Annotated in this window: 14 protein-coding genes; 2 read left to right on the top strand and 12 right to left on the bottom strand. The window is 60.2% G+C overall.

Annotated features, from left to right (window positions below; translation table 11 throughout):
• Window positions 1-1,341, top strand: coding sequence for a sigma-54 dependent transcriptional regulator (locus tag HB680_RS22395; RefSeq protein WP_213940676.1), 1,341 nt, complete (start codon window positions 1-3; stop codon window positions 1,339-1,341).
• Between the two features lie 131 nt (window positions 1,342-1,472).
• Here HB680_RS22395 and thiO read toward each other — a convergent pair whose 3' ends face one another.
• From thiO to HB680_RS22360, 7 genes are read right to left on the bottom strand one after another with little or no spacing between them, the layout of a single operon-like run.
• Complete coding sequence (thiO, locus tag HB680_RS22390) at window positions 1,473-2,573, bottom strand: glycine oxidase ThiO (RefSeq protein ID WP_213940675.1); 1,101 nt, start codon at window positions 2,571-2,573, stop codon at window positions 1,473-1,475.
• A 56-nt stretch (window positions 2,574-2,629) separates the two neighbouring features.
• Window positions 2,630-3,025 (bottom strand): type IV pilin protein, encoded by a 396-nt coding sequence (locus HB680_RS22385; protein ID WP_213940674.1) that lies wholly within the window; start codon window positions 3,023-3,025, stop codon window positions 2,630-2,632.
• 14 nt (window positions 3,026-3,039) lie between these two features.
• Window positions 3,040-6,147, bottom strand: a complete 3,108-nt coding sequence (locus tag HB680_RS22380; RefSeq protein ID WP_213940673.1) for a PilC/PilY family type IV pilus protein — start codon at window positions 6,145-6,147, stop codon at window positions 3,040-3,042.
• Window positions 6,134-6,622, bottom strand: a complete 489-nt coding sequence (locus tag HB680_RS22375) for a PilX N-terminal domain-containing pilus assembly protein (protein ID WP_213940672.1) — start codon at window positions 6,620-6,622, stop codon at window positions 6,134-6,136. The genes HB680_RS22380 and HB680_RS22375 overlap by 14 nt, the downstream gene beginning before the upstream one ends.
• On the bottom strand, window positions 6,619-7,362 hold the full coding sequence (locus HB680_RS22370; protein ID WP_213940671.1) for a prepilin-type N-terminal cleavage/methylation domain-containing protein: 744 nt from the start codon (window positions 7,360-7,362) through the stop codon (window positions 6,619-6,621). The genes HB680_RS22375 and HB680_RS22370 overlap by 4 nt, the downstream gene beginning before the upstream one ends.
• Window positions 7,359-7,808: a type IV pilus modification protein PilV gene (gene pilV, locus HB680_RS22365; protein ID WP_213940670.1), complete on the bottom strand. Its 450-nt coding sequence runs from the start codon at window positions 7,806-7,808 to the stop codon at window positions 7,359-7,361. Before pilV ends, HB680_RS22370 begins: the two co-directional genes overlap by 4 nt.
• A complete protein-coding gene (locus HB680_RS22360; protein ID WP_213940669.1) occupies window positions 7,805-8,278 on the bottom strand; it encodes a GspH/FimT family pseudopilin in 474 nt (157 codons plus the stop codon). Before HB680_RS22360 ends, pilV begins: the two co-directional genes overlap by 4 nt.
• Before the next feature lie 130 nt (window positions 8,279-8,408).
• Here HB680_RS22360 and HB680_RS22355 point away from each other — a divergent pair, with 130 nt between their 5' ends.
• Entirely contained in the window at window positions 8,409-8,966 is a 558-nt protein-coding gene (locus HB680_RS22355) for a GspH/FimT family pseudopilin (RefSeq protein ID WP_213940668.1), read from the top strand.
• On the opposite strand, the gene ispH is transcribed toward HB680_RS22355, so the two are convergent.
• From ispH to ribF, 5 genes are all read right to left on the bottom strand, one after another.
• A complete protein-coding gene (gene ispH, locus HB680_RS22350) occupies window positions 8,935-9,882 on the bottom strand; it encodes a 4-hydroxy-3-methylbut-2-enyl diphosphate reductase (protein WP_149661028.1) in 948 nt (315 codons plus the stop codon). The two genes, HB680_RS22355 and ispH, sit on opposite strands and share 32 nt — an antisense overlap.
• A gap of 162 nt (window positions 9,883-10,044) precedes the next feature.
• On the bottom strand, window positions 10,045-10,482 hold the full coding sequence (fkpB, locus tag HB680_RS22345) for an FKBP-type peptidyl-prolyl cis-trans isomerase (protein ID WP_213940723.1): 438 nt from the start codon (window positions 10,480-10,482) through the stop codon (window positions 10,045-10,047).
• Window positions 10,483-10,489: 7 nt separating this feature from the next.
• The gene (lspA, locus tag HB680_RS22340; RefSeq protein ID WP_213940667.1) at window positions 10,490-11,002 is read right to left on the bottom strand and encodes a signal peptidase II; all 513 of its coding nucleotides are present in this window, start codon (window positions 11,000-11,002) and stop codon (window positions 10,490-10,492) included.
• Window positions 10,995-13,826, bottom strand: coding sequence for an isoleucine--tRNA ligase (gene ileS / locus HB680_RS22335; protein WP_213940666.1), 2,832 nt, complete (start codon window positions 13,824-13,826; stop codon window positions 10,995-10,997). The genes lspA and ileS overlap by 8 nt, the downstream gene beginning before the upstream one ends.
• On the bottom strand, window positions 13,827-14,777 hold the full coding sequence (gene ribF, locus HB680_RS22330) for a bifunctional riboflavin kinase/FAD synthetase (protein WP_054051371.1): 951 nt from the start codon (window positions 14,775-14,777) through the stop codon (window positions 13,827-13,829).
• Between the last annotated feature and the right edge of the window lie 17 nt (window positions 14,778-14,794).

The following is a 14,794-nucleotide window of genomic DNA, read 5'->3' as shown; positions in this document are numbered from 1 at the left end:
ATGAGCCCACAGCAGAAAGTCCTGATCGTCGACGACGAACCGGATATTCGCGAACTCCTGGAAATCACCCTGGGACGGATGAAACTCGACACCTTCAGTGCCCGCAACCTCGGCGAAGCCCAGGCCCTGCTGGGCCGGGAAACATTCGATCTGTGCCTGACCGACATGCGCCTGCCCGATGGCACCGGCCTGGAACTGGTGCAACACATCCAGCAACGTTATCCCCAAGTGCCGGTGGCGATGATCACCGCCTACGGCAGCCTGGAAACCGCGATCAACGCGCTCAAGGCCGGGGCCTTCGACTTCCTGACCAAACCGGTGGACCTCGCCCGTTTGCGGGAACTGGTCACCAGCGCCCTGCGCCTGCCCGCTCCGGGTGGCGCCAGCACCGCCATCGATCGCCGGTTGCTCGGCGATTCACTGCCGATGCGCAGCCTGCGCAAACAAATCGACAAACTGGCCCGCAGCCAGGCGCCGGTCTACATCAGCGGCGAATCCGGTAGCGGCAAGGAGTTGGTCGCCCGCCTGATCCACGAACAAGGTCCACGCGCCAGTGGCCCTTTCGTCCCGGTCAACTGCGGGGCGATACCGTCGGAATTGATGGAAAGTGAATTCTTCGGCCATCGCAAGGGCAGCTTCAGCGGCGCCATCGAAGACAAACCCGGACTGTTCCAGGCGGCCCATGGCGGCACCCTGTTCCTCGACGAAGTGGCGGATTTGCCACTGGCGATGCAGGTCAAGCTGCTGCGGGCGATTCAGGAAAAAGCCGTGCGCAGCGTCGGCGGACAGCAGGAAACCGTGGTCGACGTGCGCATCCTTTGCGCCACTCACAAAGACCTCGACGCCGAAGTCAGCGCCGAGCGTTTTCGTCAGGATTTGTACTACCGGCTCAATGTGATCGAGTTGCGGGTTCCGCCCCTGCGTGAACGCCGGGACGACATCGAGACACTGGCCAGCCATGTGCTCAAACGCCTGGCGGCGGGCACCGGCCACCCCGCCGCCAAACTGCACCCGCAGGCCCTTGAAGCGCTGAAAGGCTACCGCTTTCCGGGCAATGTGCGGGAGTTGGAGAATATGCTCGAACGGGCTCACACCTTGTGCGAGAACAAACAGATCGAAGCCGGCGATTTGCGTCTGGCCGAAGGTAACTGCGCCGCTGAAGCTGGCGTGCCGGACCTGACGCGGATCGACAATCTGGAAGATTATCTGGAAAACGTCGAACGCAAACTCATCCTCCAGGCACTGGAGGAAACCCGCTGGAATCGCACGGCGGCGGCACAGCGGTTGAATTTGTCGTTTCGGTCGATGCGCTACAGGTTGAAGAAATTGGGTTTGGATTGAGGGCCTCTTCGCGAGCAAGCCCGCTCCCACAGTGGATCTGTGGTGTTCACAAATTATGTGTTCACCGAAGATCTAATGTGGGAGCGGGCTTGCTCGCGAAGGCGATCGGACAAACGACAACTATCTAAAGGCTAAACCCGCCCCACCGGCGCATACGGCGCCGGATCAATAATCGGCGCCCTGCCCAACATCACATCCGCAAACAACTGACACGACGCCGGCGCCAGCACCAGCCCATTGCGATAATGCCCGCAGTTCAGCCAGAGCCCGGCAAACCCCGGCACTTGGCCAATATACGGAATGCCTTCCGGGGACCCCGGACGCAACCCGGCCCAATGCCCCACCACTTCGGCATCCGCCAACGCCGGAATCAACTCCACGGCGGAAGCTTTCAGGCTTTCCAGCGCCGATTCGGTCGGGGTCTTGTCGAACCCTTCGTGCTCCAGCGTACTGCCGATCAGGATATGCCCGTCGCGTCGGGGAATCGCATAACGCCCCTTGGCCAGCACCATGCTCGGCAAAAAGTCCGCCGCACACTTGTAGAGAATCATCTGGCCCTTGACCGGTTCGACCGGCAGTTCCAGACCGAGACTCTTGAGCAAGTCGCCGCTCCAGGCGCCCGCCGTCAGCACCACCTGATCGCCGTGAATAGCCCCCGTGGACGTCTGAACCCCGACCACCGTGTCGCCTTCGCGGATAAACCCGCTGACTTCACACTGTTCATGGATGGTCACGTTCGGCAGCGCCAACAACGCCGCTTTCAGGGATTTCACCAGCCGCGGATTACGCACGTTGGCCACATCGGCCATGTAGATCGCCCGGGAAAAACCACCGCCCAGGACCGGCACTGCGTCATGGGCCGCCGAGATATCCACAGCCCGCAACGGGCGGTTTTCCCGTTCGGCCCAGGCCAGCGCTTCGGCTTCATCATCGAGATCCAGCCAGTACAGCCCGGTGGTGTGCACTTCGGGATCGACACCGGTAGCGGCAAACAGCCGTTCACCCAGCTGTGGATAAAAATCCTGGGACCAATGAGCCAGCGCCGTGACCGCTGGGCTGTAGCGCCACGGATAGAGCGGCGAAACAATGCCACCACCGGCCCAGGAGGATTCCTGGCCGACGTTCGAGCGATCCAGCAGCACAACGCTCTGCACTTCGGACGCGAGATTGAACGCGGTCAGCAGGCCAATGACCCCACCGCCGACAATCACCACTTGCTGTTGACTGCTCATGTTCTGATCCAACCGTTCAATAGACAGTGAGCGCAAAAGGCGCCCGAAAAAGAAACTCAGCGGCCCCAGCAATCCTTGGTGGTGGCCGTGGCGTTGAGCATGCTTCTGACGCCGGTGTTGGTAATGGTGAAATCCCCGCACTTGTCAGTCGCCATGGCCGTACCGGCCTTGCGCACGGCGGTCAGGGTAAAGGTCTGGTCGGCGATGGTCGGAGTGATGGTGTAGAAGTCGTTCCCCGTGCTCAGGCCAGTGGCGTTGGTGTAGACGTTGTTCTTGGAATAGTACCGCTCAAGAATCTGCGCCTGCTCGGAAAGCAACCCGGCGACTTCGGTGCGCCGGCCCTTTTTCATGTATTCGGTGAGGCTCGGATAGCCAATGGTGATGACGATACCGATGATCGCAATCACGATCATGATTTCGATCAGGGTAAAACCTCGGTTGGATCTGCGCATGCCTCAACTCTCACTTACTGTATTTGTCGCCACATGATGCGACGGCTGCCGCCACCGCCGGGTTTCTCCACCAGGGAGCTGATGCTACCGCTGGAGTCGTTCACGATCTTGCGGGCCGCATTGTTGACGATCGCGTTCAGGGTCGGAATCCCCCCGGTGAAAATCACCCCGCTGGAAATCGAGTCCGTGCTGTCGACCAGCCCGTCGCCATTGGTGTCGAGCACCGCGTAGTTGAGCATCTTACCGCTGAATGCATCCAGTTCGACCAGTTTGCCGGTACCGAAACTGGCACACGGGTCAGTGGTGTCGACACTGGCCGTGGTGAACACGATCCGGCCGGCCACCAGGCTGGCCTGATTGATCACCCGTTCACCGGTCAGCACGTTGTTGTACACCAGCGGCAGGTACCAGCCCTTCTCGGTCGGGTAGGTCGTGTCATTCTGGCTCGTGGTGATGAATTGGCCACCGGCACTGCCGGAGGTTACGCCGGTCACCGACTGGGCCTGCAAACTCGCCACGGTAATCTGACCGGACCCACCATCGGCATCCCACACGGAATAAAACGCCTGAAGATCCTTGTTGGTCTTATCCGCGACTTCATTGAATTTTCCTGTGCCGAAAAACACTTGCTTGCCGCCGAGGGAATTGTCCGCCAGCAGTGGTTGCGCGGTAATCGGCTGAGTCGCACCACCCGGCGCCGTGAACAACGGTTTGCCGGAAAACGCCAAGCCCCAGGTGTCGGTCGTCGCACCGCTCAGGTCGAACTTCCACAAACGCCCTTTCAGGTCGCCCCCATAAGCGGCCTGCACCACGTTCTGCGAATTGACCCTGAGCTTTACCGAAGACAGACCATTGGTGGTTTCCGTGCTGTCGATCACGATTTTCTTGATCAGCGAACCGTCGCGCACATCCACCACATACAACGCCGCCACCCCCGAATTGCTCCCGTAGCCGTTGGAGATAAAAGCCGCCCAACGCCCATCGGCCAAGCGTGCCACTTCCGGGCGGGCGTAGGCATAACCCAGATCATTGAAAACGTTCGCCGTGTTCGCTGTAGCTGGCGCGCTGAATTCCCACAACGCCTTGAAAGCATTACCTGCCGATGCGTCGAACAATTGCACCGCGTAGAACGTTCTGCCGCCCGCCCCTACCCCGCCCAGTGCCACGGTTTTCCAAGCGGTGGCGAGTTGCATATCGAACACGCCGACCTGACCGTCCACCAGAAACTTGTGGCTAACGCCGTTGATGTACGTTGGATCGGCAATGTAGCGCAACGATGGCAGCACACTGGACGGCATGTAGGCATAACGTCGGGCACCGTTGGACGCGTTGATGACATTGAGGAAACCGTCGTTGGCGTTGACCACCAGACTGGCACTCATGTTGGAGGCTTTAGTCGCCAGGTAGGTGGTGTAGGTGGAATCGCCCACCAGGTCCGACGCGGTTTGCTCCGTGGGAGAAGCCAACGCGAGGGGCGAGTTGATGATGTCACCCAGCAAAACCGTGCGCACTTTCAACCCGGCCTTGTTGGTGCCCTTGCTCCACTCCACCAGGTCGTTGCCGACAATCCCGGTCGGCAGGCTCTGGCTGAGAGAGGTTTGCTGGGCCGGGGAAAAGTTGCTGTAGGCCAGGGTTATCGCGGCGTTGGTCAGGGTGTTCCAGGACTGGTAAGTCGGCGCAGCGGCACCGGGCACAATCGCCGTGTCGGTGGTCCATAACACCGCCGCGGTATTGACCGAACCGCTGGCCGTGAAGCCATAGGCCTTGATCGTCCCACGCCAGTCCTTGGGGTCGTAAGTGGTCTGGAAGTAACTCGACCCGCTGCTCAGCGTACTGCTGCTGGTCACACCGCTACCGCCCGAGCCCGCCTTGGAAGTGATGTTGCTCAATGCGGAAGACAGCGCCGTGTTCAGGCCGGCGGCGTCGTTGGCCTGGTAATACAGGCCTTGGCCATAAGTAGCGGCATCGGACAACATCGGATTGGCCGCAGTGAATCCCACGGTGTAAGTGTTCATGTACTGCTTGGGAAAGTCCGCTGCAGCCCAACTTTTACCCGCCAGGTCGGTGCCGGTCGAACGCATGTCGATGTCGAAGGCGAACTTGGCGATGTCGTCCAGATACAGGGTGTCGCCCTCGTCATCGCCAGCGGGGTTATTGCCGTCGTTGTTGATGCCGTCCCAGTTGGGCAAGCGGTTGGTGCCCAACGGATCGTTGGTCGGGAATGTGCGGTCGTAGGTCGGCAGGCCGTCGGTCACGACCACGCCGTAGTTTTTCTGGCATCGGTACTGGATCGGACTGGTGTAGGTCGCCGGCGTCGCGTTGTAATACGGCGCCATGCCACGAAAGTAACGGGTGATTTCGTAGTAGGTTTCGGCCAATGGCGTGTTGGCCACGGCGCCGAGGCCATTGATCGCGCTGATCAGCGCGTTGTAGTTGGTGTCTGCCTGGGCTTGGGTGACGCTACCCGTGACGACCGACAGATCGCTGACGGAGCGGGCGATATAACCGCCATTGCCGGAGTTGTTGCTGGTGGGCGGATTGAACGTCGCCAGACCGATACGCAGACCACGATTACTGGTCACCAGTGAGGAAGAAACGTTACGCGCCACGTTGATGCGATAGTCGTTGGGAATCGAGCCATTGGTGAAGTCACGATTGCTACCGTTCGCCAATCCCACCAGGTACGACAGGTAGTCATCGGTGTAACGGGTGTTTTCGTTGCCAACCGGGTCAGGAAGCTTGATGCATTGCGGGGTCAGGCTGTTGTTGTAGAACGCGTAGGCGCCCCCCGAACAGCCTGAGGTCGGCAGGCTGGAAAGGAAGATCGAGCTGCCGACTATGTCGGATGAACTCAAACACAGGCCGATAAAGGCGTTGCACTGCCTGGCCGGTGTGCGATTGACCGTCGGATCGAACCCTGCCGCGAAGATAATGGTGTTCATACTGCCCGAGTCATCGATCAGCAACATCACATTCGGCGGTACTGCGGCGGCGCTCAAAAGCGGCGAGTCCGATGGCGTGAAGGCATAGGACGGTGCCGTCAGGTACAGGCTCAGCAACGCGCCGAATAGCATCTGCGCCCATCGTCGGCGCCAGCCACCGCGAGCATCAATACTTGGCATAGATGCTCTCCACCACACTGCGAATGTTGTTACCGACAATGCCTACTGCGGTGATCCGGTACAGCGTGGCCGAAGTGTTGCTCGGCACATTTACGGCGCCCATCGTGGCTCCGAGGTTCTGCACCCCATAAAACCCGCCCCCGGCGGCGATCCAGTTGACCCCCGAGCCGGATCTGGCGTCGACGCCTGCGCCGGTCAGCGTTAACGCTTCAGCCGGCGGTGCGCAAGGAACCCCGGTGCCGCAAGCGGCCAGCGTATAGTTCGCCAGTTGCACGGCGCTTTCCCCCATGCGCAAGGTCGCCTCGGCCAGTTGGAAGGATTGATTGCGCAGTGTCACGCTGCCTGCCATTTTTTCCTGAAGGGTCGCGTTCTGCATGGATGAAATGCCGATCAGGGTCAGCAGCAACAGAAAGACCAGGCTGATCAACAAGGCCATGCCTCGCTGGGCGTGAGATGTCATCCTGGAAATTTTCATCGGCCCTCCGCCGATAGCAACAAGTTACGCACAGCGGCAACCACGGTGTAAGTTTGGTTGCGCACCCGATTATTCGGATCCTTGAGGGTCAATATCAGGCGTACACTGCGAACCGACTTCATATCGCTCGGGGCGCTGTTGTAACCCAAGGTTCCGTTCGAACCGATGACTCCAAAGCTCACGTCGAAAGCACTGACATTGTTCACCAGCACTTGTTGCACCGGCGTACCCGTGCCGACCCCCATCAGCAATTGGCTGTTGTTAACGTTGTAGCTGTAGATCAGCCGTCGGATCGGAAATGCTATCTGGCCCGCGCTAAGGGGCGGTGCGACAACGTACGCAATACCCGCGCTGGCGCCGCTACCGCTGCTGGTGCCGCACTCGGACACCACCGTCCAGGTCGGCGTCCCACCCTTGGTGCCAACATCTGCCGTCAACAGCGTCAACTTCTTGTTGGGCTCGTCCCAAACGATCGGTGTTTGACCCGCAGTGAAGATGCCACCTGAAACCGCATCGTTGACCGTCCCCAGGCAACCAAACATCCCAACCATACGAATTTCCTGAATCATCTTGCTCAACACGAACCGCGCATCTTCCTGCATCGCGGCGGCGGCGTTCTGGCTGACATAGGTGTTTTTGGCAGCGATGAAAACCTGCGCCACGCCCAGCACCACGATCAGGCTCAACGCCAAGGCGATCAGCACCTCGATCAAACCAAAACCTCGATTGGACCGGTTCATGGCGTAACCGGCGGGTCGACGGCGACACGGCTGGTCAGGACAAAAGTGCGGCGGGAGTTGGCGACATTGGCGGCCCGCGAGTCATCCCAGGTAATGGTGATGGTGTACACCCGCTGATTCAGCGCCACGCTGCCGGTGGCGGTCGCGCCGCCAAAGTTGACGATATTGGTGGTGAAATCGTAAAGGTCCTGGTCCCGTGCGACACTCGGGTTAGCCGACGTTGGAGGCGTAACGGTGTAATCGGCGCCGGAGTTGGCCCGGATACGATCCATCATGTCGTAGGCGATAAAATTCGCCTGGCTGGTCATCCTCGCGCTGTCGGTGTACTTGAGCGCATTCAGCTGAATCGCCGCCGCCCCCAGCAGTCCCACAGTCAGAATCAACAACGCGACCAATACTTCGATCAGCGTCATGCCCTCCTGTGCTCGCCTGCTCCAATCCCTCATCCGCAATTTCCACCCAAAAGAATCCGTCCGTTCAAACACACATTCAGCGTCCTGCTTTGCGCCCCAAGACCATAAGTGATCACCACCGTCGTGGACGGTGACGACAAACCGCCCAGATTGTTGAAATCGATGGCGGTCACTCCTGAGGTTAGCGCTAGAGTTGCGCCGCTGCTCAGCGCTGGAACAACCCGCAATACATTGGCCAAATCGCCAGTACCGTCGTAGACCGCCAGCGTCCCGGTCCAGACGTTGCCGCCAGCGGTCGGCCGCAACCGTGTGGTAACGCCCCGGTCGATGGCCTCGAGCCGGGCGAAATTGAGCGCACGTTGCAAATCGCCAATTTCGGTATCGGCGCGGGTGCCTTGCACCGAGCGGGTAAACATTGGAACGGCCATCGTGATCAAAATCAGAAAAACCGCGAGCGTGATCAGCACCTCGACCAGCGTGAAACCTTTTGTACGATGATCCATCGGTGCCCTCCGTTGCCGTCGGCTATACCTGCTTCTACACGCTAGAACATTCGACCGCCGCACGTACGGTTGTTTTGCCATTGGTCGCGCACGGATTGCGCGAGCCGCAGCACGCCACGGAGGGAAAAACATGCACCAACAAGGCTTCAGCCTGATCGAACTGCTTATGGGACTGGCAATTGCCGGGATTGTTCTGCTGTTGGTCAGTCCGGCGTTCGCCGCGCTCACGGAATCGAACCATCGGGAGGCAGCAGCGCACTCGTTGATCAGTGGCATACGCAGCGCGAGGACCGCAGCGCTCACGCACAACCAGAACGTGGTAATTCACGGCATTGATGGCGACTGGAGTCAGGGTTGGCGGATTATTCTGGATATCAGCGGCAAGGGGCTGGAGGACAGCAGCAATCCGCTGCTGATTGAGCATGCGAACGACGCTCGGGTGCCGATTGTCGGCAATTGGCACGTCCAGCGGTATGTGCGCTTCAGCCATCTAGGCCAACCATTGATGCCGGGCATGGCCTTTCAGGCGGGGACATTGCACCTCTGCGCGGCCCGCGAGCCAGTCAGTCACCAGCGGGTGGTATTGGCTGCAACGGGCCGAGTGCGCCTGGAGAACCAAAAGGTTGTGCAGGTGCTGTGCGCAGAGGAGAAAAGGCTTAAAGCAAAGAACGCACGCGCAATTCTTTAGGCATGGAGAACGTGATGTTCTCCTCGCGACCAGACAGTTCATCGGCACCGGTAGCGCCCCAGGCCTGTAACTGCTGGATCACGCCACGCACCAGTACTTCCGGGGCGGAGGCGCCAGCGGTGATGCCGATACGCTCGACGCCATCGAACCAGCTCTTTTGCAGGTCTTCGGCACCGTCGATCAGATAGGCCGGGGTGGCCATGCGTTCGGCCAGTTCGCGCAGGCGATTGGAGTTGGAGCTGTTCGGGCTGCCGACCACCAGCACCACGTCGCACTCGTCGGCCAATTGCTTGACCGCGTCCTGACGGTTTTGTGTGGCGTAGCAGATGTCGTCCTTGCGCGGACCACCGATGGCCGGGAAACGCGCACGCAGGGCGTCGATCACGCGGCTGGTGTCGTCCATGGACAAGGTGGTCTGGGTCACGAACGCCAATTTGTCGGGGTTGTGCACTTGCAGCGTGGCGACGTCTTTTTCGTCTTCAACCAGATAGATCGCGCCACCATTGCTGCCATCGTACTGGCCCATGGTGCCTTCGACTTCCGGATGACCGGCGTGGCCGATCAGGATGCATTCACGACCGTCACGGCTGTAGCGCGCGACTTCGATGTGCACTTTGGTCACCAGCGGGCAGGTGGCGTCGAACACTTTCAGCCCACGGCCGGCGGCTTCGGTACGCACAGCCTGGGAAACCCCGTGGGCACTGAAGATTACGATGACGTCGTCCGGTACCTGATCCAGTTCTTCAACGAAGATCGCACCGCGGGAGCGCAGGTCTTCGACGACGAATTTGTTGTGGACCACTTCGTGGCGCACATAGATCGGCGGCCCGAAGACTTCCAGGGCGCGGTTGACGATTTCGATCGCCCGGTCCACGCCGGCGCAGAAGCCACGGGGGTTGGCGAGTTTGATTTGCATGCTGTGCCTCGTGTCTTGCGCGCAAGAAATAGCAAAAACGGTGAAAAACTCACTGTGGGAGCGGGCTTGCTCGCGAAAGCGGTGTGTCAGTCAACATTGATATTACATGTGATGACGCTTTCGCGAGCAAGCCCGCTCCCACATTGGACCGTATCCGGTCAGTTACAGCGATTTGACGCTGATGATTTCTACGTCAAAGGTCAATGTCTTGCCAGCCAGCGGGTGGTTGAAGTCGATGGTGACCTGGTCATCATCGAATTCTTTCACGATACCCGGCAGCTCAGTATTGGCCGCATCGTTGAAGATCACCAGCAAACCCGGCGACAGGTCCATGTCCTTGAACTGCGAACGCGGGATGATCTGTACGTTTTGCGGGTTAGGCTGGCCGAACGCGTTTTCCGGTTGAATCGTCAGCGTACGCTTATCGCCTGCCTTGAATCCGAACAGCGCCGCTTCGAAACCTGGCAACAGGTTACCGTCGCCGACCTTGAAGGTCGCCGGGGCTTTGTCGAAGGTGCTGTCGACCGTGTCGCCGTTCTCCAGGCGTAATGCAAAGTGCAAGGTGACTTCCGTGTTCTGGCGGATGCGTTGCTCAGCCAATACCTGTTCAGTCATGAACGGTTTCTCCGGTTTTCTTGCTTTTGAACATATCCAACGCGAGCATCACGGCCCCGACGCTGATGGCGCTATCGGCAAAGTTGAACGCCGGGAAATACCAGCGGTTCTGCCAATGCACCAGAATGAAGTCGATCACATGGCCCAGGGCAATGCGGTCGTACAGGTTACCCAGCGCCCCGCCCAGCACCAGCGCCAGGGCGATGGCCAGCCAGGTTTCGTTGCGCCCAAGGCGTTTGAGCCAGACCACCAGCACCGCACTGACCACCACTGCAATCAGGGCAAATAGCCAACGCTGCCAGCCGGAGCTGTCGGCCAGGAAGCTGAATGCCGCGCCCGTGTTGTAGGCCAGGGTCCAGCTGAACACATCGGGGATCACCACGATTTGCTGGTACATCTCGAGCTTGCCTTCGAAGTAGAACTTGCTGGCCTGGTCAATGACCAGGACCAGCAGGCTCAACCAAAGCCAGCCCAGCCGCCCGAAGCGGCCAGCCGCGTTAGGCATAGTGACGAACCTCGCCCGCGCCGCTGATGTTGTCAACGCAACGACCGCAGATTTCCGGGTGCTCCGGGTTCACGCCGACGTCTTCACGGCAGTGCCAGCAACGGGCGCACTTGGCGAAGGCCGACTTGACGATTTTCAGCTTCAGGCCGCTGACATCGGTAACCACCGCGTCCGCTGGAGCCTGCACGAATGGCGCGACGCTGGCGGTCGAGGTGATCAGGACAAAGCGCAATTCGTTGCTCAGCTTGGCCAGATCGGCGCTCAGCGCCTCTTCGGCGAACAGCGTCACTTCGGCTTGCAGGTTGCCACCGACGGCCTTGGCCGCGCGCTGGATTTCCATTTCCTTGTTGACCGCGACCTTCACCGCCATGATCCGCTCCCAGTAGGCGCGGCCCAGTTCGACGTTGTCCGGCAGTTCGGTCAGGCCTTCGTACCAGGTGTTGAGCATCACCGATTCGTTGCGCTCGCCCGGCAGGTATTCCCACAGTTCGTCGGCGGTGAACGCCAGGATCGGCGCGATCCAGCGCACCAGCGCTTCGGAGATGTGGTACAGCGCGGTTTGCGCCGAACGGCGAGCCTTGCTGTTGGCGCCAGTGGTGTACTGGCGGTCCTTGATGATGTCGAGGTAAAAACCGCCCAGCTCCTGCACGCAGAAGTTGTGGATCTTGGAGTAGACGTTCCAGAAGCGGTATTCGCCGTAGTGCTCTTGCAACTCGCGTTGCAGCAGGAGGGTACGGTCCACGGCCCAACGGTCCAGGGCGAGCATTTCCTCGGCCGGCAGGATGTCGGTGGCTGGGTTGAAACCGGTCAGGTTGGAGAGCAGGAAGCGCGCGGTGTTACGGATACGCCGGTAGGCGTCCGCACTGCGTTGCAGGATCTGATCGGAAACCGCCATTTCACCCGAGTAATCGGTGGAAGCGACCCACAGACGCATGATGTCGGCGCCCAGCGTGTCGTTGACCTTTTGTGGCGCGATCACGTTGCCCAACGACTTGGACATCTTGCGACCGGACTCATCCACGGTGAAGCCGTGGGTCAGCAGCTCGCGGTACGGCGCGTGATTGTCGATGGCGCAACCGGTCAGCAGCGACGAGTGGAACCAGCCACGGTGTTGGTCCGAGCCTTCCAGATACAGGTCGGCACGCGGGCCGGTCTCGTGACCCATCGGGTGCGAACCGCGCAGGACGTGCCAGTGCGTGGTGCCCGAATCGAACCAGACGTCGAGGGTGTCGCTGATCTTGTCGTACAGTGGCGCTTCGTCACCGAGCAGTTCGGCAGCGTCCATCTTGAACCAGGCTTCGATGCCTTCGACTTCGACGCGCTTGGCGACTTCTTCCATCAGTTCGGTGGTGCGTGGGTGCAGCTCGCCGCTTTCCTTGTTCAGGAAGAACGGGATCGGCACGCCCCAGTTACGCTGACGGGAGATGCACCAGTCCGGACGGTTGGCGATCATCGAGTGCAGGCGCGCCTGACCCCAGGCCGGAACGAACTTGGTTTCTTCGATGGCCTTGATCGCCCGCTTGCGCAGGGTTTCGCCAGACGTCGGCTCTTTGTCCATGCCGATGAACCACTGCGCAGTGGCGCGGTAGATCAGCGGGGTCTTGTGACGCCAGCAGTGCATGTAGCTGTGTTCGATGATGGTGGTGTGCAGCAGCGCACCGACTTCGGTCAGCTTGTCGACGATCGCCGGGTTGGCTTTCCAGATGAACTGGCCGCCGAAGAACTCCAGCGACGGCACGTAAACGCCGTTGCTTTGTACCGGGTTGAGGATGTCGTCGTTGACCATGCCATAGGCTTTGCAGGTCACGAAGTCGTCCACGCCGTAGGCCGGGGCGGAGTGAACCACGCCGGTGCCAGCGCCCAGTTCGACGTAGTCAGCCAGGTAAACCGGCGACAGGCGATCGTAGAAGGGGTGACGGAAGTTGATCAGCTCCAGCTCTTTACCGGTGGTGGTCGCGATGACCGAACCTTCCAGGCTGTAGCGGGCCAGGCACGACTCGACCAGCTCTTCAGCCAGCACCAGCAGTTTGTCGCCGACGTCGACCAGGGCGTAGTTGAATTCCGGGTGAACGTTCAGCGCCTGGTTGGCCGGGATGGTCCACGGGGTGGTGGTCCAGATCACAATCGAAGCAGGCTTGCCCAGGGACGCCAGACCGAAAGCGGCAGCCAGTTTGGCTTCATCGGCAATCGGGAACGCAACGTCGATGGTCGAGGACTTTTTGTTCTCGTACTCGACTTCCGCTTCAGCCAGGGCCGAACCACAGTCAAAGCACCAGTTCACAGGCTTGAGGCCCTTGAACACGAAACCGCCCTTGACGATTTCGGCGAGCGCACGGATTTCACCGGCCTCGTTCTTGAAGTCCATGGTCTTGTACGGGTTGGCGAAGTCGCCCAACACGCCCAGACGGATGAATTCGGATTTCTGGCCTTCGATCTGCTCGGTGGCGTAGGCACGGCACAGTTCGCGGGTTTTATCCGCGCCCAGGTTCTTGCCGTGGGTCACTTCGACTTTGTGCTCGATCGGCAGGCCATGGCAGTCCCAGCCCGGAACATAAGGTGCGTCGAAACCCGACAGGGTTTTCGAGCGGATGATCATGTCCTTGAGAATCTTGTTCAGTGCATGACCGATATGAATCGTGCCGTTGGCGTACGGAGGGCCGTCGTGCAGGACGAACTTCGGACGATCCTTGCCAATCTCGCGCAACTTACCGTACAGGCCAATACTGTCCCAGCGCTGCAGAATCTGCGGTTCGCGCTGTGGCAGGCCGGCCTTCATTGGGAAGGCGGTGTCCGGAAGGTTTAGCGTGGCTTTATAGTCGGTCATTTAAGGCTCTTCATTAGCGATTGGCGCTAGGTGCGACAGGGCACGGGCGGCGGCGACATCCGCATTGATCGCCGTCTTAAGCGCCTCCAGAGAGGCGAAACGCTGCTCTTCACGCAGCTTGTGGTGGAAAACCACCGTCAAACGCCGGTCATACAGATCGCCGGCAAAATCTAAAAGATGTACTTCGAGGTGGGCCTTGCCATCCCCCTGGACCGTTGGCCGCACGCCGATATTGGCGACGCCCGGCCAGGTCTTGCCGTCGATGTCGACATTGACCAGGAACACCCCGGACAACGGCACACGACGACGCTTGAGCTGGATATTGGCGGTCGGCGTACCGAGCTGGCGCGCCAGCTTCTGGCCATGCAGCACACGCCCGGTAATCTGGAACGGACGACCGAGCAAGCGTTCGGCGAGGGCAAAGTCGGCGGCAGCCAAGGCATTACGCACCTGGGTGCTGCTGACGCGGATACCATCCAGCTCGACGGTTTGCGCCGCTTCGACGGTAAAACCTTGCAGCACGCCGGCCTGTTGCAGGAAATCGAAATCCCCGACCCGGTCGCAGCCGAAACGGAAATCGTCACCGACCTCCAGATGCTGCACGCCCAGGCCGTCCACCAGAATCGTATCGACGAATTCGGCGGCGCTGAGTTTGCTCAGACGATGGTTGAACGCCAGGCACAGGACCCGGTCAACGCCTTCGTCGGCCAGCAGTTGCAGTTTGTCCCGCAGCCGGGCCAGACGCGCCGGCGCGGTGTCAGGGGCGAAGAATTCCCGCGGCTGTGGCTCGAAAATCACCACGCAGCTGGGCACGCCCAACTCGAGCGCACGCTCACGCAGCCTGACCAGGATAGCCTGGTGACCACGGTGAACACCGTCAAAGTTGCCAATAGTGGCGACACAGCCCCGATGCTGGGGGCGCAGATTGTGGAGGCCTCGAACCAGCTGCATAACGCGCTTCTTGCTCA

The sequence above is a fragment of the Pseudomonas sp. dw_612 genome (assembly GCF_018449725.1).
In the GTDB taxonomy this organism is placed as follows: Bacteria; Pseudomonadota; Gammaproteobacteria; order Pseudomonadales; family Pseudomonadaceae; genus Aquipseudomonas.
The sequence above is the reverse complement of the archived record's forward strand: the minus strand, read 5'-3'. Positions and strand labels throughout refer to the sequence as shown.